This window comes from Nicoliella sp. ESL1106 (assembly GCF_058509965.1).
Genome location: NZ_CP196341.1, coordinates 138,411 through 155,457 on the forward strand (window position 1 = coordinate 138,411; position 17,047 = coordinate 155,457).

Genomic DNA, 17,047 nt, shown 5'->3' on the forward strand with positions numbered 1-17,047 from the left:
TTTAAAGGATATAAGCTCACTATTCAAAAGTCAAACATATCGCTCCTGACAAACCGCTTAACAACGGTCTTTAAAGCGAACTATAAGGTTATTGATATATGTTAATTCGTTGGTGGATTGAACGATTTTACGGTAATTTTTTAACGCCAATTTGAGCAGCGTAAAATCCGTCCCAAGTGAATTGAGATTCTGTTTGGCAAGTAACCGATCACTGATGCGATCTAACTCGGAACGGCCCCGTTGATTATCAGCTGGCATCGTCTGCTTAAAGGCGCGACACGCGTTGCTTAATACCAGCGCCTCCGTTTTTGAAAAATTGATCATCTGTACAGCCCCCGTTATTAATTGAGTTCATCAAAAAAGCGTTGCTTGCGATCAGGGCTAGCATAGTATCTAATAACTTGGATTCCACTAAAAATGATCAAGAAACTAGCGCCTAACAAAAGCCACCAATTATCACCATAGCCGTATTGTTCTAACAGATCTTCCGTCGCAACGACGCCGTTTAACACCCCAGCTAGTGAAACATAGACCCATGCGGTCGCAAGGTTTAGTTTCCGATAAACCTTATCAAAGTCTACATTGTGGTTCAAAGCCGCCCTGGAAATTTGCCGAAACCGTTTTCTTTCCAGCATAATTTTAATGGGTGGCAATAGCCACATTAGACTGGCGAAACGTGCACTCCGTTTTTTGCCAGTGGCGTTACCCTTTGTTAACATCTCGCTACCCTCTGTGACGTCTAAGATCCCTTGAAAGAGCGGGAACACAAATAACAACCAGTCTCCTAAGAACCCTAACCACGCAATAAATAGTTTCATTTTAATGTCATCCCTTATTAATTAATTAACCTTAGCATATCAGGATTTAGGGATAAAAACATTTTTAATGCATTTTACTTGCCTTACACCCTACTATCAATGGTTTAATAGTAGGTAGCTAATAAAATTTTTGGAAAGGTTGATTAATAATGAAAACATTAATCCTATTATTTCATCCCAATATTGCAGAATCACGCGTAAATAAACGGTTACTTGAGGAGCTAAAATCCCAGGACGTGCCGAACGTAACGGTTAGAGACGAGTATGCCGTTTATCCAGATGGCAAAATTGACGTTGAATATGAGCAAAAACTAGTTGAAGCACACGACCGCATTATCTTTCAATTCCCACTATATTGGTACAGCTCGCCTAGTCTGTTAAAGAAGTGGGAAGACCTCGTCTTACTTTACGGTTGGGCATATGGATCAGATGGAGATTCACTACGCGGCAAGCAGATGTCGATCGCAGTCTCCGCTGGTTCCCCAGATGATAAATACCATCAATACGGGGCATTCGGTCACACCATCGATGAAATTTTGGCACCATTTATGGCCACCAGTAACTTCGTTGATGCTAAGTTTACTAAGCCATTCATTACCACGGGCGTTATGCAAAACTTGAGTGATGATCAATTAGAGAAGCGGGCAAAGGAATACGTTCAATACGTATCAAGCGAAAATAATTAAAAGCCTTTAAATCCTACGACAACAAATAAAACCAGCCAATTATGGCTGGTTTTTTTATTACCATGAAAATTTTTCGTAATATATTTTCGATCGGCGAATCCCTAACTGCTGCAAACTCTTAATCCAATAACTGCCCATCTTATCAGGCCCCCCGATCAAAACGACCGTTTTATGCTTATCCTTAGGTAAATGCGCTGCGATTTCAGTCTGGTTGAACCGCCCGACCTGTTGGAACGATTGGAAATTATTCCGCTTTTGCCATTGCTGAAATTTCTCTGGATATAATAGGTTATTTTCATGGCTAGCGTTATAAAAAACGGTCGTATTGAGGTTTGGATTCCCATCCACCACTGAAAGTAACGGTACGATCCCAATTCCCCCTGCAACGATCAACAGGTTATCGGGATGGTTTTCATTAATAATCGACTGATACATCCCAAAACCGCCGTTGATCACGACTTTCGCATCCAGTGGCACCTGAGCTAATTCCTGGGTAAAATCACCGTCACCCCGAATGGCTAAAATAATCTTATTACTATCGTCTGGAGCGTTGACAATCGAAAATGGGTGCGGTTCCTTCATGAATCGAATTTCTGGAAATGAGGCAAACACAAAGTCACCTGGATAAATATTTAAATGCTGCTTAGATTGGATCGTCAACTGTCTTACGTTCGGCTTAATCTCAACATTATCAACCAAAGTAGCAGTGGCCCGTTTTTTATGAACGAACGTCATTGCATACGAGCCAAATACAAATAATGATGTCGCCACGAATAACACCGTAAATGGAACAATCTGGCGAATGTAGGGGATCAAAAGGACGTGGATGAATACCAACCCAGTTGCGACGACGTTTAAAAGGTGGATTAAAACTGAGACTTCGTGTTTGAAAATGTGCTCCAAGTGCTTTTTGATCCATAACAGAATCGGCAGCCGACTGGTTAACCAGCCCGCCATGAACACCATTGAGTAAATAGCCAACCCGATGAATAGGTATAACGCCCAATCACCAGTTAATTTGATCAGGCCGTCCGATTGTAGGTTGCTTTTATGCAGGTACGCCAACACGATCGCAGCTAAACTAATGATTCCGTGGATCATGTACGCATTGGGGAGTCCGATCAACCGGTCCAACCACTTGGGCCGCGTCGAAATATACATCGAAAGCAGCATCCACGAATAAGCGATCGTCCCAAATAAGATCATCGTTTTATCATGATTATATAACGCCGGGAGTCCCGCACTCAGCGTTTGAACAAACGGAAAGGGAATCAAAACGATGGCTACCATCCATGATAGCCCTAACAGGTATCGATTATTGTTTAACATCCACTATTTCTCCTCCATTAAAGTAACTTAAGTGATGCGCTTGATCTAAAAAACAGCCCGTCAAGCGGTGCTTGCGAATTAGTTCCCGAAACGCCGCTGCGCCTGCCGCCAAACCGGCGGTCGCCCAGACGTCAGAACGGGTCAACGAATCAGCAAATACGGTGACCTGCAGTAAATCAGCTACTCCGTTAATGCGGATATGGTGGCCCCGTTTACTGTAACCGGAAGTTGCCATCCCACCATTCGCCAATTGATAACTAGCAACTAACTCTGTCAGATCTGTAGGATCTTCAATCCCAATATTCCATTTAAAATCACCGCTACTGGCAAATTGTAAATCCCCACCGCCGTTGAAACACACTCCGCTTACAGTCGGTAAATCCAAGCAGGGGCGGATCAACTTTTGAAATATCATTTCGATCGCCCACCCCTTAACGTAGCCGAGTGGTTCGAAGCGCTTAGCATCATCGAACGGATTAAAGTAGCCGTTGGTGTCGCGTTGCGCCTTTAGGCAGGCTTCATAAACAGACTTAAACTCTGCATCTTGGTTTAAAAGCTCATCTTGACCATTCCTAAAGTTACTTACTAACGAATCTGCTAAGTAAGTCGAGTAACGTTGATTAATCCGTTCTAATTCTAACTTCACGGGCTGCATTAACTTTTGAAGTTGGGCTTGCAGGACTGCTTCATCGCTGCCCGCAATGCTAATCACAAATGGAATCGTCATTGATTCAATTACGACTGATTTAATCTTAGTTTCCATATTTTATTTCTCCGCTTTTGTAATTGCGTCTTGAAGGGATCCGATGAAGCCACCGTAAGTGACGGTTGCCCCAGAGACCTGACTAATCTTAGCACTTTGTTGTTGTAAAGCTTCCTTAGTATAGATTGGGATCGCTTGTTCATTAATTTCACTAGACTTGCCACCCTCAGGATGCTTTAGGACGGTTACTTGACTAATTTTGCCATTTTGCACCTTAATTTGCACTTGAACATCACCGTATTGTGTTTCGGTCGATGCCCCAGTGTAGGTCCCGTTTTTGAACTTCCCACTGTTAGCGCTGCTAGAATTACTAGCACTGCCGGCGCTTTGGCTACTGGTGTTATTCTGACTAACGGTTTGTGACTGGCCATTAGTAGCCGCTGTTTGGTTCTTCTTATCGAAAAAGACGGTATAGCCTTCGATCACTACCGCCAATAAAACGGCGATTGATATTAATAAAACGCTTATTTTTTTTAACATATCGGTCAACTCCTAAATTAGATTTCATTTTAATAATACTTACATTGTAATCTTTAAAAGTTAATTATTGCTAAAATTAAGTATAACTTTTCACTAAAAAAAAACGAACCGTCTAAAACAGTTCGTTTTTTTTAAGCTACGATTTAAATATGTTAATCAAATTATAAAATGAGTAAGAGCAATCAGATTGTTAATTTTTGAATCATTAACTATTGATTATTAACAGCTGCCTGGCGATTTCTGTTAAGAAATAGGTATACCAATGCTGATACAAAGAACCCGATCAACCATGAAAGATCAAACTGAACTAAGGCAACGATGGCCCCAATAAATAATGCTGCAAATGCACGCCAGTTATTCTTTCTCAATTGATTACTGTACAATTCCTTGAGATCAACGACTTGTTTTCTTTCAATATAGTATTCGATCAAAATAATCGCTGTCATTGGTCCTAAGAAAATCGAGTAAGCATGGATAAACATCGTTAAACCAGCTGATGATGAGTCCTTAACCAACAACCATGGAAAGGTAAACACTGATAATAAGGTAATGATTGCTAACGATAATTTCTTAGGTAGTTTGAAGATGGAAGTCAACACGTAGGTTGGTGGGATAATATTAGCAACCGCATTCGTTGTAATTACTCCTAAAACAATGAAGATCGAAACAAAGATTGTGATTAAGTTGTTATTAAAAATTTGTGCCATCGCGTTTACGGGACTAGAAATTTTAGTAACGGCTGCCAACATTGCCCCAGTTAATAGGGTAATGCCATATGAAAATGCAATTGGCAAAAAGTATAAAATCCCTCTTTTTCCATTACTAAGCCCTGGCTTTAACTCTCTAGAGTAATCAGCAGCCGATTCAAAGATCGCTGTATAGTTACCTAAGAATGCAACGATAAAGCCAAAGAACGTTAATCCCCAAGAACCCTTAGCATGAACTAAGTTCTGGCTAATCATACTCCCATGGTTGGCTAACAATACGATGAATAATCCAGTCAATGAGATCATCATAATAACTGAAATCACGGAAGTTACCGTCTTGATTGATTGGAATCCGCGAAGGGATAACGCTAATTGTACGATCATCAATCCCACAAAACAGATCCCAGTATTATTGAATTCGTTGCCAGTTAAGATCTTAGCGATTTCATTTAACGCTAACGCCCCTGTCCAACTTTGAAAACCATACCAAACGATCGCTGGAATCCCTCTAAATAAGCTAGAAAATTTAGCACCATTCCGACCAAATGATAATCTTAATTGCATTACATAGGGAGCACCAGTCTGATACCCAAAGCGATCATTAAAAGCAAAGATAATTGAAACAATTACAATTGCAATTGCAGCTGCTAATAACGTTTGAAATAGGTTCATCGTTGCTACTCCAGCAACCACTATCGATGAACCCAGGGTAATGTTTCCGATGTTAAAACCATCCCCTAGCCACATTGACATATAAGCCAGCCGTCCAATTTTTCTTTTACTATTTTGAATCGGTAATAAATCTGCGGAAATATCTGATTGAGCTTGTGGTTGCGGTTCTTTTTCGATTGCTACACTTTGCATTGGCAGTTCCTCCTTTTTATTCCGTTGCTTTTCTTAAAACGCTATCATTAGTTAAAAATTTACCAGTTGGTTGATCATCAAAACCATTTGCTAGGTCAAAGATGGTCTTACCTCTAAGAAGCGTTTTAGTAATTCGACAGTTGATCTTAAATCCTTCATATGCAGAAATTTTATTTTTGTAGTAAAGGTCTGATTTTTGTAAGGTATATGATTGAGTCGGGTCAAGGAAGGTGATATCGGCATCCTTGCCAATTTCAATCGTACCCTTATCTTTCAGGCCAAATATTTTAGCTGGATTAGCCGAAATCAACTTAGAGAATTCGGTGATGCTTAGCTTGCCACTGTTCACAGCGATATCATAGAATAAATCAACGTTATTTTGCGCCCCGCTGATGCCACCCCAAATATCAAAGATATTGTTATCAGGGCTTTCCTTCATCGATTCAGGAGCAGGCGAGTGATCAGAAGTAACCATATCTACGTGCCCTTTCAAGACTTCATCCCATAAGCTATCTTGAACCGCTTGGCTTCGCAATGCTGGCGAACACTTAGCAAGCGGGCCAATTTTTTCAAAGTCGTCACGGGTTAGTACCAAATAATGAACACAGGTTTCACAAGTGACATCCTGGCCAGCTTCTTGGGCCTTAACCACTTCTCTGACTGATTCGCCTGTTGAGAGATGCACAAAGTGTAGTTTACAGCCAGTCAATTTACCGAAGTAAAGCGCTCTTTTAACGGCCTCGACTTCTACAAATGGTGGTCTAGAATCAACGTAATCTTGAATCTGTGTTTTACCTTGACTAATTTTTTCTTCAGCAAAGCGATCAGTTAATACTGGATTTTCCGCATGTAATAATAACTTCAAACCCGTTTTCTGAATTGCTTGCATTCCACGGTATAATTCGTAATCATCAACATTGTGAAATTCACCTGGAATATCAGATCCTGTCGTTGCCATAAAAGCCTTAAATGATGCAGCCCCATCGTTTGCCATCTTACTAATTTCATCAATATTTCCAGGTACTAATCCACCGTACAAGGCAAAGTCAATGTAAGACTTATCAGCTGCAATCTCACGATGCGTTTTAAATTCTTCACTAGTGGTTCTGGCAGGCAGTGCATTCAAAGGCATCACGATCATGCTAGTTGTCCCACCAGCTGCTAATGCCTTACTACCAGTGTTATAATCTTCCCAATCTCCTCGTCCAGGTTCATTAATGTGCACATGGCCATCAACCATCCCTGGCAGCACGTAGTTATTATTAGCATTGATTTTTTCAGTCGCTTGACCATCTAGGTCGCTTCCGATCGCTACGATTTTCCCATCTTTAATCCCAATTTGTCCGTTGAACACTTCGTTTGGCGTGACAATCTTACCGTTGTAAATTAATGTATCGTACTTCATAAACAGCACACCCTTCATAGTTTTTAACAAATTCATATGTTATATACATGATATATTAATTCAATGCATATTTATTCGTTATAAAATACAAAGCTGGCGTTTATTTTGATGAAAAATGACAAATATTATAATTGTTTTCTAATATAAAAAGGTGGACAATCATATAATTGCCCACCTTCAAATTAAATTATTTATATGCTTGTTTTAGGTATTCGTTCATTGCTGACTCATCAATCGTTACCCCGTATTCCTTTAAAACGTGGGTAAAAATCGACAAGAAACGTAGAACATAGTGTTGCTGAGCAACGTAGCCCATCAAACCAATTCGCCAAATCTTACCCTTCATTGGCCCAAAGCTTGATGAAATTTCCACCCCATAATCATCTAATAGGGTCGCTCTGAATTGGTCACCATCAACACCACTAGGAATCTCTACGGCCACCATGTTAGGCATTTCATGTTTTTCATCACCAAAGATGGTCAACCCTAATTTCCGTAATGCTTCCTTTAAGACCGTCTGGTGTTTCAACTGGTTCGCAAACCGATTCTGAATCCCTTCTTCATTTACCGCGATCGATAGCGCTTCATGTAAAGCGTAGTTCATGATCGTAGATTCAGTATGGTGGTTTAACCTTGCTGGTGACCAATAGTCCATTAGTTGGGTTAAATCTAAGTAGTTAGAAAAGATGTAGTTTTCAGATTTATCTGAGGAGTCATCTGCGACCCCCTCTTCAACACGTTTTCGTTTCAAGATGGCTTCTGCAAAGCGGTCGTTAAAGGTAATTGGTGTAATTCCCGCTGGTGCTGATAATGATTTTTGTGCTCCACCAATTACGGCATCTAACTCCCAATCATCAACTGGAATGTTGACTCCCATGTAACTAGCAACACAGTCAACAATGGTAAATACCCCCGCTTGCTTAGCTGCATGCCCTACCTGATCCAATGGTTGTAATCTCCCAGTTGATGTCTCTCCATGAACCACCAGGATGGCCTTCGGTTTAACTTCGTTCATTTTTTCAATGATTTGGTCTTGATCAAAAACTTGTCCCCATTCCGCATCAATAACGGTTATTTCAGCTCCTGCTCTACGGGCTAGTTCGACTGCTAGGTTCCCGAATCTGCCGAACCGTGGAATCAAAACTTTATCACCTTTTTGCACCAAAGAACTGATAACCGCTTCGATCCCTGCTCTAGAACTTCCGTCAATTGGAAATGCCCAGGTGTTCTTAGTTTGAAAAGATTTTCTGATCAGTTCCATATTTTCATTCATAATTTTAGTAAATTCTGGATCAAACTGCCCTAAAATTTGATTAGATGCTGCCTGGGAAACCCTTGGGTCTACCATGGTTGGTCCTGGTGTCATAATTAATCTATCTGTAATTTTTAATGTCATAATAATTGCCCCCTAGTATGCTAGTTTATATAGTGTTCGTTTTAAAACATTCAATCCATTCTCAAGATCATTCGCCTCAGTAAATTCCTCTGGTGAATGGCTAACCCCGTTTACGCTAGGGACAAAAATCATCCCTGTCGGAACTTTGTATGAAAGCACCTGCGCATCATGCCCTGCTCCTGATGGAATCGATAAGTCGCTTAAGTTCAATTCACTGGTGGATTTATTGATTGCGTCGATCAATTTAGGATCCATCTTTGATGGTGTTACGTTAGTTGTTATATCAATCTTTACGTTTTGAGAATTACAAATATCACTTACTCGTTGGAATGCTGAACTTAAAACGGATTGGTCTAAATCACGCATATCAATTGAAAATACCACCTTACCAGGGATGACATTCGTAACGTTAGGATAAGCATTGATTTTACCAATTGTAAATCTCAGACTATCAATTTGCGAAAGACTATCGTAAATTTGACTCATCAATTTAGTGCTGCTTCTAAGTGCATCGTCTCTCATATCCATCGGGGTAGTGCCAGCATGATTTGATCTACCGATAACGGTTACTAATAATCTAATTTGCCCAGTGATTCCGGAAACAACTCCAATATTAACGGCTCGGTTTTCCAATACCGGACCCTGTTCAACATGTAGCTCTAAATACTCTTGAATGTCCAGTTTAGAATCTACTAAATCAATTGAATTATTAAGAGTTGAAACGGCTTTACTTCTAGCGGTCTCAAAATCAATTCCATGTTCATCAGTAAGTAATAAATCATTTTCATTAAATTGATTCGTCGTAAATTTAGAACCTGAGAAAGTCGTTTCGAATCTTGACCCCTCTTCTTCAGAAAATGATACCGCAACGATCGGTACTTGTGATTCGCCATTTTTCAAAAATAATTCGCCAGTTGAAACCAAACTAGCTAGGTCGCCATATATTCCGTCATAACGTCCACCATTTTCAACCGTATCAACATGTGAGCCCGTTAAGATAACTTTTTTATTGGTTAAATCATCAGTATTAGAAGCATATACGTTTCCCATCTGATCCATAAACACTTTTAGTCCGTACTGTTTAGCACGTTTAGCATATTGTAGTTGGGCATTCACCCAATGACTGTCATATACCTTTCTAGTAACTCCATTGGTCGATACCTTACCAATTTCGCTAAATTGATTTAGTAATATCATCAAAGAGCTATTCTTCACTGAATTAATCATAAACATCATCTCACAATTTAATATTTGATGAGGTTAATTATTACAGTTTTATGTATTTTTATCATTGTATTTTCATCTAATTAAATGTATGATTTTAGTAAATTTATACAAACTCATCTTTAAAAGATGTAAGTGGGGATTATATATGAAACTAGCAGAACTATTAGCCCGTCCGCAATTTAGCAAAATTAAGTTAATCAATGCGGATGCGGATCTATCTACAAACGTAACAACGGTGGGAATGATGGAAGCTCCTGACATTATTGACTACGTGGTCAAGGGGCAGTTATTGGTAACGACTGGGTATCACTTCATTAATAACCTACAAGGATTAAACGATCTCATTATTGCAATGCGCCAAAGAGGGGCAGCTGCGATTGGCATTAAGGATCGCAGATACTTCAATGAAATTCCAAAGAGTGTGATTGAAGTTGCCAATCAGGCCCACTTTCCAATCCTTTTATTACCAGACAGCGTTAGTCTATCAGTCGTTGTAAGAAATTTGCTCCATGCCGTTTTACAGCAACAAACAGATGAATTAACTCAAATTATGAATGACTCTCTATATATTTCAAAATATATTTTGGCAGAACGAAGTGATAACGAGATTTTGGACCACATTTCCCAATTATTAAAATGTGATGTGTTCATCATTGACACTTTTGGTCGTCTTAAAGCTAAAAACAAAGCGGCTTTAGTTAATGATCAACTATTTCAATTCATTTCTGAAAAAATTGAGTTATTAAAACTCAAGAACTCTAAACGAGTTTTAGATAATTACGTCATTTACCCGTTAAAAACGGTCAATAAACTAACGAGTCGATTCGTCATTTTTAACTTAACTAGCATTAATGGATCTGGTCAGCACCTATTAATTGATAATATGGTGAACCTCCTCAGTTTGGAAAACATGCAGGTCGGCATTAACATTAATGATGAACGGCAAAGAAAAAGTGAATTCTTCGAAACCCTACTTTCCAAAAAAATGTCTAAAGAAGTTTTTAAAAATACCCTGAGCTTTAAAGACTTGGATATTAATGACTCCTACCAAGCGTTTGCAATTGATGAAGCTAATTCAGTGGATACCGGAAATCATCAAGCAGCAATGCATAAAATTGTTGACTATATTTATTGGTATTTTCAAAAAATCGAAATTCCAATCGTTGTCATTAACTGGGATTTTAAAATCTTTGTATTAGTTAAGACAGATGGTAACTTAACCGAAGTATTAAAAAAGCTAGAGAACTTTATTATTGATACTTTCAGTGATTTCAAAATTAGGATCGGTTTTACCAGCTATCAAAAGCAATTATTCAATTTTCAAAAATTAATGAATGAATGTAAAGAAGCATTAGAGCTAGCCAAAAGTCATCATTCAGATACCCCAGTTGAATTTCGCCCCGATGACGTTGATGATATCTTAAGTCTAATCCCTAAAAATGAAGTGAATATGTTCATTAAATCAACCCTAAGTGGCATTTTTAACTTACCGACCAATGAGTCTGAGCAACTGCTTGAGCTATTAGAACAGTACTTTATCGCAAATCAATCACTATCCAAAGCCGCTGATAACTTATTTTTACACCGTAATACCGCTGTCTATCGACTAAAAAAGGTCGAAAAAACATTAAAGCTCAGTATTAAAAATCCAGAGGAAGTCGAAAGACTATCATTGGCCATTAAGCTATATTCAATTGTAAATAAACAATAAATTAACCAAAAAATGACGCTCGGGAACCCTGCCCTAGCGTCATTTTATTTGTTTTAAATGGATGCACCTGAATATTCATTAGATCAGCCTTAAACAACGGATCATTTTGAACCAACGGAGTCACATTTCTACCAGTTGAAGATCCATCACTAACTTCGCAATACATTTTCAGCGATGAAGTAATTGCCGTAGTTGCTGATGGGAGTCCGCTCAGTAGTAATGCATCCATCTCGATGACTGAGATTGCAAAATTAAAAATCGCCACCCTCAGTGGTAAATTCTACTTTCGAAAGCTAATCAACCAATACTTTCAAAAACAATTAATAGTCGCATTTTAAAAGTCATAATCAGGCTGGTATACCTAAAGGAAAGCTAGCTGACTAAACCGTTGATCAACCTATTAGATGTTATGGTGCAACAATTTGGGAATGATTAGCGTATAATGTACAATAAGGTAAATAATAATAAAATTTATCATTATTTATTTACCTTAATTAAAGTGCGTTATCAATTTTGATGCTAATTTAGATTAATAACGAAAGGATGATCTTAAATGAAAAAGACAATCATATACCTAGCTACATTAGCCACCCTTACTGCTGGTGGAGTTGCAGCTGTCAATACCGTCAACGATACTTTTTTGAGCCCTACCGTTGCCCATGCCGGTACTGGTGCTTGGATCTTATTGAAGCCACTTGATTCCCAAACTTCTCAATACGTCCAACCTAACCAATTTGATGGCGCCATCTTAACTGATACTGGCCAACAATTTTATAATGAAGGTAGCGATACTAAACGTGAATTCATATTTACAACCGCCCCTTACATAAGAGATGAAAGTCAGGTAAATGAAACTGGTCCTAATTCTGGTGGCTGGGTTGGTCAAATTAATACAACCACTTTCACCCCTAAGGACAGCTCATTACAACCAATCAACGTGCAAATTGTCAGCACACTGGCAAATGATGATGTTACCCCTGGTACCACTACACTCCCAGATTATATCTCTCAAATTGAAGCTTCTTACAGTCGTACCCATCAAGCCGTTGATGTTGATTACGGGTTAATGCAAACTGCTTTGGGCCTTGAATTAGCTGGTGTCATCCCAAATGATAGTAAAATCAAAGCAACCGTTGATGCAATGGCAAAGGATTTTGGAGTGCCAAGTAGCGATACCGCATCCACAAGTAGCTCTAGCGACCAATCATCGGGATCAACTAGCACTTCCAGTACTGGTCAAACCAGTAGCAATGGTAATAAAGTGACAACTGCTAAGCAAAAGGTAAAAACTGCTCAAAAGGCACTTAAAAAAGCATCCCAAGATGTAAAGGATAGTAAGCATAAGTCTAAAAAGGCAAAACAAAATGCTAAAAAGAAATATGATCATGCTAAAGCGGCCCTTAAGAAAGCTAAGGCAACCCTCAAAAAGGCTGAAAAATAGTTAATAATAAGCAAAATGACGTTCGGAAGTAACTTTCGAACGTCATTTTATTTATTCTAAATCTGATAGCGTTTTAAACGGATGAACTTGAATATTCATCGCATTTGCTTGAAACAGTGGATCATTTTGGACTAACGGAGTAACAGCAGCTTCATCCGCTGCTTGATATACAATTAGCCCGCCCACGTTATCGATGGTTGATCCAGCGAACACTAAATTGCCAATTTGGGATTGGTTGCGCAGATATGCCAAGTGTTCAGCAATTACCTGGTCCATTTGTTGTTTATCCAACTGAGATGGTTCTGCTTTAGGTGTTGCAATTTCAATAAACTTCATTTTTAATCCACTCCTTCGATAATATATTTAGCGTATTCTGCCGACCGCGTAGCAAGTTGCTGGTCGTCTAAGCTCTGCATTACTCCCTGTGTCACAAACGGCTTCGTAAAATGGGTCCCAATTAAGTTGCTAGTGGCCTTAAACGGCGATAGCATTTCGTCAATTGTATGCCCGAATGCTCCGTAAATGTGATAATTTTCAGCAGGAGCGCCCGTAGAAACGGCTAACGACAGTTGTTTGCCGTGCAACACCGTTCCAGCTGATCCATATGCCCAACCGTGCAGTAATACCAAGTCCTCCCACTTCTTCATTAAGCTGGGTGAGCTGTACCAATAGATTGGAAATTGGAATACAATTCGGTCATGTTGCTCAGCAAGTTGTTGTTCTTTTTGAACGTCAATATTGCCATCCGGATAAACGGCGTACTCATCTCGAATGGTAACGTTAGGGTCATTTACGTCCCGAATCGCCTTAATTAACGCTTTGTTTACGCGTGATTGTGCTAAATCGGGGTGGAATAATAAAATTAATGTTTTCAATATCGAAATTCCTTCCTTTTGGTAATCGTTAACGTTATCTATTAAACCACCTATAGTGAGGTCCAGCACAACCCCAAATGAATAAATAAATAAAATTGACATGTAGTTAACTACAGCTACTATAATAAATACTAAGGAAGTGATCAGTTGAGTCTATCAATTACACAACTATGCCAAAAATATGGGGTTAGCGTCGAAACAATTCGCTACTACGAGCGCATCGGACTAATCCCCAACGTCCCTAGAAATGAACATGGTAATCGTTATTATGATTCGGATCTACAACAATGGTTTGAAATGATTGTTTGCCTTAGACATTCAGGAGTGGCAGTCAAAGTCCTTCAGCAATACGTGGCAATGATCAAAAAGGGTGATGCCACCCTAAAGCAAAGAGAGGAATTGCTGCGGGAACAGGAACAAGCACTGCTGGAGAAGCGGGCGAACTTAAACAAATCAATTCACAGGCTTCGCCACAAAATTAATTTATACGCAAGTGGGGAAATCAAGAATAACCGTAGTTACTACGAAGAATATGGAATTGAACGCGAAATTAAAAACAAGTTGCACTAGGAAGTCCTAGTATAGCTTGTTTTTTAATTACTAATACCAATTACACTAGATTTATATACGAATATCCGATGGTTCTTACAATTTTGCCATATATTAACTAGGTTATAAAAAAATAACGTTCGGCACCACAAAACGTTCTTTTTTTATTATTTATGCTTGGCTTGTGTTACGGGCAAGTAAAAAGTAAATAGTGTTCATTTGCTCTAAGGCCCCAGCCACTTCGGTGAGCTTCTGAAACGGAAATACAATTTCTGGAATTGCTTCGTCATCGTTAAGGTACGGGTGCGTACCACTTGATTGTTGATACTGAGCGATCGATTTGCTATAGATTCGTTTAACAATGATTGGATCAACGTCATGACCATGTTGATCACGATAAATATCACTGACGATCGAATACGCATCGCCATTATCGGTCAGTAGGATCAAATCGTCTGCTTGCCGCATCGAAAGCGACTCTTGAAATCCGAAGTTATTATCCATGTCGTTCCAAACGGATAGGTTGATCACTCCGATTCGTTGATTTGGATCAAATCGTGCGGATATCGATTCACAGTGGCCCTGCAGCCGTTTAGCGATTTGGGTTTGGATAATGTTGAACTCATCTTGATCATTGAAGTGAAGCGCTTTTTTTCTCAATTAAAGATTCCCTCCTGTGGGATAAATTAATAGCCATATTATACCATGCAATTATTGATGAAATGCCGTCCTTTATAACAAATACCCACCTATCTGACTTAGGCAAAAAAATGACGTTCGGAAACAATTACCGAGCGTCATTTTTTATTATTAATTATTTATTTTTCAAGTTTTTTAAGAGCAGCTTCAGCCTTTTTCAACGCCTTTTGGGCAGTCTTTTTAGCCTTAGTCCCCTTAGCCTTTTTTACCTGGGCTTTAGCATCTTTAACGGCCTTTTTAGCATTCGTCACACTCTTTTTATTGGTTTTAGCCTTACCAGCTAGATTATTAGATAGTGACTTTACAGTCTTTTTATAATCATCAGCATAGGATTGAACACGACTAGCAATGCTACTAGTATAGTTTGCCACACTAGTAACTACACTAGCTTGAGTTGAACCCTCAGAAATTAATGAGTTAGTAGCTGAAGCAGCGCTGGCAGTGGAAACCGAAGCAGCATTTGATTGGCTAGTAATCTGTTCAAATTGATCAACAATCGTTTTTAAGGCTGAATTAGCAGCATTATAATCACTAGTAGCACTATTAAAGCTATCAGTATATTCACTATTATAATCACGATAATCGGTAAGTTCCACTGCACTATTAGCTAAACTAGCATACTTATTTTGATTAGCAGTAGTAGCATTTGCAAATGCATCGCTAAGCCTATCGGTATAATCATTCATTAAACTAGCGTTATTAACAAATTGATCCCGCGCAGTCGAGATTACTGAGCTAGCAGAAGATAAGGCCCCCTCTGCTACGGCCAAACTAGCCTGTCCATAACTAGCAACTGAAGCTAACCCCGCATTGCTACTAGCAACGCTATTAGTATCAGCATGGACACTCACTGAATATTGATTATCCATATATCCGACCGTTAAAACCCCTAAGGTGACCGCTCCTAAAACCAATCCATTCTTACTCTTTTTTAAGTTATGTAATCTATTCTTATTCATATTTAAAGACCTCCAAGTCACAACCTAGTTAAAACAACTTCATTATCACACATTGCATTAAAATTGTATATAAAAACACCGCCAATTGATTTAAATAAAATCTTATCTTGGATGGACCTTCTTCGTAATTTTTACAACCGTTATTAAATGGTTACTTTCATTGTTTCCAATCCGTTTATTACTAATATGAACATCGAATTTATCAGCAGTAAATGGTGCTAAAAATTCAGAAATTTTTTCGTCATCAATTGTAATTAAGTTTTTTATGATGGTTTGTCCTGCTGTCATGCTATTAGCAATCTCAGGAGCCTCTTTAATTGCTTTTTGTACTTGAACCCTGCGATGTCTATAAATCAAATGCCTCGCACCGTACATAAAAATACAGAAAAATACCCCAAAGACTATCATATACACCAGCTGTGACGAAGGACTCATTCGAAAATAATCTGTAATATTCATTTTTTTAGCTCCTCATAAATTATTTTACTAATTCCACAAATTTTTTATTTGCAGTAATATAGTTTCCATCCAACAATTGAAACCTGGTCATTCCACCAATTGTAACCACCCTCATTATTGGAATTTTTTGGTTTTTGGCATAAAAACCCAGTAATTTAGCATCTTTAAACTTTTTTTGACTGTAGATATTGATCTTATGTAAAGTTCTAACCAGTGGGGCATTAGTTGTTTTAGCCTCACCAGCTGGTGAAACAAACATAAACATAGCTAACCCAGTTGTTGAAAGAATCATAGTAACCCGTTTGAGTAACACACTTCCATTAGTTTTAATCGTTATTAAAGAATGATTCATAGCCACTATTATATTCCACTCCCCTTTTATAACGTTTGTTTTGATAAAATTTAAAAATTTTAGTCATCAACTTATGTGGTGCTAAATATTCCATGGTTATACTATCATGCCATGCTTGATCATAACCGCGTTGAAAATCATTTGTGGGTTTCCCATGATATTGATAGTACTGATCACCCTTCCCATAACGATTTTGATTTGCCTGCTGCCATTTATGATAACGCTTTTGGTATTTTTCATTTTTATATGCGCCAGATTTCATAAATCGGTGCCACTCTTTAATCCATTTTAGCATCATTTCACCCCCATTCATTAGTAATTATACAT

Annotated in this window: 22 protein-coding genes; 5 read left to right on the forward strand and 17 right to left on the reverse strand. The window is 38.6% G+C overall.

The window, feature by feature from the left end:
- Positions 1-57 precede the first annotated feature (57 nt).
- Complete coding sequence (locus ACSVI6_RS07485) at positions 58-324, reverse strand: hypothetical protein (RefSeq protein WP_491717516.1); 267 nt, start codon at positions 322-324, stop codon at positions 58-60.
- Positions 325-341: 17 nt separating this feature from the next.
- Positions 342-818, reverse strand: a complete 477-nt coding sequence (locus ACSVI6_RS07490) for a hypothetical protein (RefSeq protein WP_491717517.1) — start codon at positions 816-818, stop codon at positions 342-344.
- A 149-nt stretch (positions 819-967) separates the two neighbouring features.
- On the opposite strand from ACSVI6_RS07490, the gene ACSVI6_RS07495 reads away from it, so the two are divergent.
- Positions 968-1,504 (forward strand): NAD(P)H-dependent oxidoreductase, encoded by a 537-nt coding sequence (locus ACSVI6_RS07495; RefSeq protein ID WP_491721016.1) that lies wholly within the window; start codon positions 968-970, stop codon positions 1,502-1,504.
- A 57-nt stretch (positions 1,505-1,561) separates the two neighbouring features.
- Here ACSVI6_RS07495 and ACSVI6_RS07500 read toward each other — a convergent pair whose 3' ends face one another.
- From ACSVI6_RS07500 to ACSVI6_RS07530, 7 genes are all read right to left on the reverse strand, one after another.
- Complete coding sequence (locus tag ACSVI6_RS07500; RefSeq protein ID WP_491721017.1) at positions 1,562-2,833, reverse strand: ferric reductase-like transmembrane domain-containing protein; 1,272 nt, start codon at positions 2,831-2,833, stop codon at positions 1,562-1,564.
- A complete protein-coding gene (locus tag ACSVI6_RS07505; RefSeq protein WP_491721018.1) occupies positions 2,820-3,596 on the reverse strand; it encodes an FAD:protein FMN transferase in 777 nt (258 codons plus the stop codon). Before ACSVI6_RS07505 ends, ACSVI6_RS07500 begins: the two co-directional genes overlap by 14 nt.
- Positions 3,597-3,599: 3 nt before the next feature.
- Positions 3,600-4,076: an FMN-binding protein gene (locus ACSVI6_RS07510; RefSeq protein WP_491721019.1), complete on the reverse strand. Its 477-nt coding sequence runs from the start codon at positions 4,074-4,076 to the stop codon at positions 3,600-3,602.
- 209 nt (positions 4,077-4,285) lie between these two features.
- A complete protein-coding gene (locus ACSVI6_RS07515) occupies positions 4,286-5,647 on the reverse strand; it encodes an NCS1 family transporter (protein WP_491717522.1) in 1,362 nt (453 codons plus the stop codon).
- Between the two features lie 16 nt (positions 5,648-5,663).
- Positions 5,664-7,052 (reverse strand): allantoinase AllB, encoded by a 1,389-nt coding sequence (gene allB, locus ACSVI6_RS07520; protein WP_491717523.1) that lies wholly within the window; start codon positions 7,050-7,052, stop codon positions 5,664-5,666.
- A 187-nt stretch (positions 7,053-7,239) separates the two neighbouring features.
- Entirely contained in the window at positions 7,240-8,448 is a 1,209-nt protein-coding gene (locus tag ACSVI6_RS07525; RefSeq protein ID WP_491720306.1) for a pyridoxal-phosphate-dependent aminotransferase family protein, read from the reverse strand.
- Positions 8,449-8,460: 12 nt separating this feature from the next.
- On the reverse strand, positions 8,461-9,675 hold the full coding sequence (locus ACSVI6_RS07530) for a M20 family metallo-hydrolase (RefSeq protein ID WP_491721020.1): 1,215 nt from the start codon (positions 9,673-9,675) through the stop codon (positions 8,461-8,463).
- Positions 9,676-9,820: 145 nt separating this feature from the next.
- On the opposite strand from ACSVI6_RS07530, the gene ACSVI6_RS07535 reads away from it, so the two are divergent.
- Complete coding sequence (locus ACSVI6_RS07535; protein WP_491721021.1) at positions 9,821-11,386, forward strand: PucR family transcriptional regulator; 1,566 nt, start codon at positions 9,821-9,823, stop codon at positions 11,384-11,386.
- A 1-nt stretch (position 11,387) separates the two neighbouring features.
- On the opposite strand, the gene ACSVI6_RS07540 is transcribed toward ACSVI6_RS07535, so the two are convergent.
- The gene (locus ACSVI6_RS07540) at positions 11,388-11,615 is read right to left on the reverse strand and encodes a hypothetical protein (protein WP_491721022.1); all 228 of its coding nucleotides are present in this window, start codon (positions 11,613-11,615) and stop codon (positions 11,388-11,390) included.
- On the opposite strand from ACSVI6_RS07540, the gene ACSVI6_RS07545 reads away from it, so the two are divergent.
- Positions 11,551-11,724, forward strand: a complete 174-nt coding sequence (locus ACSVI6_RS07545; RefSeq protein WP_491721156.1) for a hypothetical protein — start codon at positions 11,551-11,553, stop codon at positions 11,722-11,724. The two genes, ACSVI6_RS07540 and ACSVI6_RS07545, sit on opposite strands and share 65 nt — an antisense overlap.
- A 215-nt stretch (positions 11,725-11,939) precedes the next feature.
- A complete protein-coding gene (locus ACSVI6_RS07550) occupies positions 11,940-12,827 on the forward strand; it encodes a hypothetical protein (RefSeq protein WP_491721023.1) in 888 nt (295 codons plus the stop codon).
- Positions 12,828-12,878: 51 nt separating this feature from the next.
- Here ACSVI6_RS07550 and ACSVI6_RS07555 read toward each other — a convergent pair whose 3' ends face one another.
- Complete coding sequence (locus ACSVI6_RS07555; protein WP_491721024.1) at positions 12,879-13,163, reverse strand: YciI family protein; 285 nt, start codon at positions 13,161-13,163, stop codon at positions 12,879-12,881.
- Between the two features lie 2 nt (positions 13,164-13,165).
- Positions 13,166-13,702, reverse strand: a complete 537-nt coding sequence (locus ACSVI6_RS07560) for an NAD(P)H-dependent oxidoreductase (RefSeq protein WP_491721025.1) — start codon at positions 13,700-13,702, stop codon at positions 13,166-13,168.
- Positions 13,703-13,849: 147 nt separating this feature from the next.
- Here ACSVI6_RS07560 and ACSVI6_RS07565 point away from each other — a divergent pair, with 147 nt between their 5' ends.
- Positions 13,850-14,272: a MerR family transcriptional regulator gene (locus tag ACSVI6_RS07565; RefSeq protein ID WP_491720301.1), complete on the forward strand. Its 423-nt coding sequence runs from the start codon at positions 13,850-13,852 to the stop codon at positions 14,270-14,272.
- A 150-nt stretch (positions 14,273-14,422) separates the two neighbouring features.
- On the opposite strand, the gene ACSVI6_RS07570 is transcribed toward ACSVI6_RS07565, so the two are convergent.
- From ACSVI6_RS07570 to ACSVI6_RS07590, 5 genes are all read right to left on the reverse strand, one after another.
- The gene (locus ACSVI6_RS07570) at positions 14,423-14,911 is read right to left on the reverse strand and encodes a hypothetical protein (RefSeq protein WP_491721026.1); all 489 of its coding nucleotides are present in this window, start codon (positions 14,909-14,911) and stop codon (positions 14,423-14,425) included.
- Positions 14,912-15,069: 158 nt separating this feature from the next.
- Positions 15,070-15,909, reverse strand: coding sequence for a hypothetical protein (locus ACSVI6_RS07575; protein ID WP_491721027.1), 840 nt, complete (start codon positions 15,907-15,909; stop codon positions 15,070-15,072).
- 102 nt (positions 15,910-16,011) lie between these two features.
- On the reverse strand, positions 16,012-16,368 hold the full coding sequence (locus ACSVI6_RS07580) for a hypothetical protein (RefSeq protein ID WP_491721028.1): 357 nt from the start codon (positions 16,366-16,368) through the stop codon (positions 16,012-16,014).
- Positions 16,369-16,387: 19 nt separating this feature from the next.
- On the reverse strand, positions 16,388-16,660 hold the full coding sequence (locus ACSVI6_RS07585; protein ID WP_491721029.1) for a DUF5776 domain-containing protein: 273 nt from the start codon (positions 16,658-16,660) through the stop codon (positions 16,388-16,390).
- A gap of 34 nt (positions 16,661-16,694) precedes the next feature.
- The gene (locus tag ACSVI6_RS07590; RefSeq protein WP_491717535.1) at positions 16,695-17,015 is read right to left on the reverse strand and encodes a hypothetical protein; all 321 of its coding nucleotides are present in this window, start codon (positions 17,013-17,015) and stop codon (positions 16,695-16,697) included.
- Between the last annotated feature and the right edge of the window lie 32 nt (positions 17,016-17,047).

What these genes read in the sequence shown, in the direction of transcription:
- ACSVI6_RS07485 (WP_491717516.1), bottom strand. Translation starts at nt 324, where the DNA reads ATGATCAATTTTTCAAAAACGGAGGCGCTGGTATTAAGCAACGCGTGT.
- ACSVI6_RS07490 (WP_491717517.1), bottom strand. Translation starts at nt 818, where the DNA reads ATGAAACTATTTATTGCGTGGTTAGGGTTCTTAGGAGACTGGTTGTTA.
- ACSVI6_RS07495 (WP_491721016.1), top strand. Translation starts at nt 968, where the DNA reads ATGAAAACATTAATCCTATTATTTCATCCCAATATTGCAGAATCACGC.
- ACSVI6_RS07500 (WP_491721017.1), bottom strand. Translation starts at nt 2,833, where the DNA reads ATGTTAAACAATAATCGATACCTGTTAGGGCTATCATGGATGGTAGCC.
- ACSVI6_RS07505 (WP_491721018.1), bottom strand. Translation starts at nt 3,596, where the DNA reads ATGGAAACTAAGATTAAATCAGTCGTAATTGAATCAATGACGATTCCA.
- ACSVI6_RS07510 (WP_491721019.1), bottom strand. Translation starts at nt 4,076, where the DNA reads ATGTTAAAAAAAATAAGCGTTTTATTAATATCAATCGCCGTTTTATTG.
- ACSVI6_RS07515 (WP_491717522.1), bottom strand. Translation starts at nt 5,647, where the DNA reads ATGCAAAGTGTAGCAATCGAAAAAGAACCGCAACCACAAGCTCAATCA.
- allB (WP_491717523.1), bottom strand. Translation starts at nt 7,052, where the DNA reads ATGAAGTACGATACATTAATTTACAACGGTAAGATTGTCACGCCAAAC.
- ACSVI6_RS07525 (WP_491720306.1), bottom strand. Translation starts at nt 8,448, where the DNA reads ATGACATTAAAAATTACAGATAGATTAATTATGACACCAGGACCAACC.
- ACSVI6_RS07530 (WP_491721020.1), bottom strand. Translation starts at nt 9,675, where the DNA reads ATGATTAATTCAGTGAAGAATAGCTCTTTGATGATATTACTAAATCAA.
- ACSVI6_RS07535 (WP_491721021.1), top strand. Translation starts at nt 9,821, where the DNA reads ATGAAACTAGCAGAACTATTAGCCCGTCCGCAATTTAGCAAAATTAAG.
- ACSVI6_RS07540 (WP_491721022.1), bottom strand. Translation starts at nt 11,615, where the DNA reads ATGGATGCATTACTACTGAGCGGACTCCCATCAGCAACTACGGCAATT.
- ACSVI6_RS07550 (WP_491721023.1), top strand. Translation starts at nt 11,940, where the DNA reads ATGAAAAAGACAATCATATACCTAGCTACATTAGCCACCCTTACTGCT.
- ACSVI6_RS07555 (WP_491721024.1), bottom strand. Translation starts at nt 13,163, where the DNA reads ATGAAGTTTATTGAAATTGCAACACCTAAAGCAGAACCATCTCAGTTG.
- ACSVI6_RS07575 (WP_491721027.1), bottom strand. Translation starts at nt 15,909, where the DNA reads ATGAATAAGAATAGATTACATAACTTAAAAAAGAGTAAGAATGGATTG.
- ACSVI6_RS07580 (WP_491721028.1), bottom strand. Translation starts at nt 16,368, where the DNA reads ATGAATATTACAGATTATTTTCGAATGAGTCCTTCGTCACAGCTGGTG.
- ACSVI6_RS07585 (WP_491721029.1), bottom strand. Translation starts at nt 16,660, where the DNA reads ATGATTCTTTCAACAACTGGGTTAGCTATGTTTATGTTTGTTTCACCA.
- ACSVI6_RS07590 (WP_491717535.1), bottom strand. Translation starts at nt 17,015, where the DNA reads ATGCTAAAATGGATTAAAGAGTGGCACCGATTTATGAAATCTGGCGCA.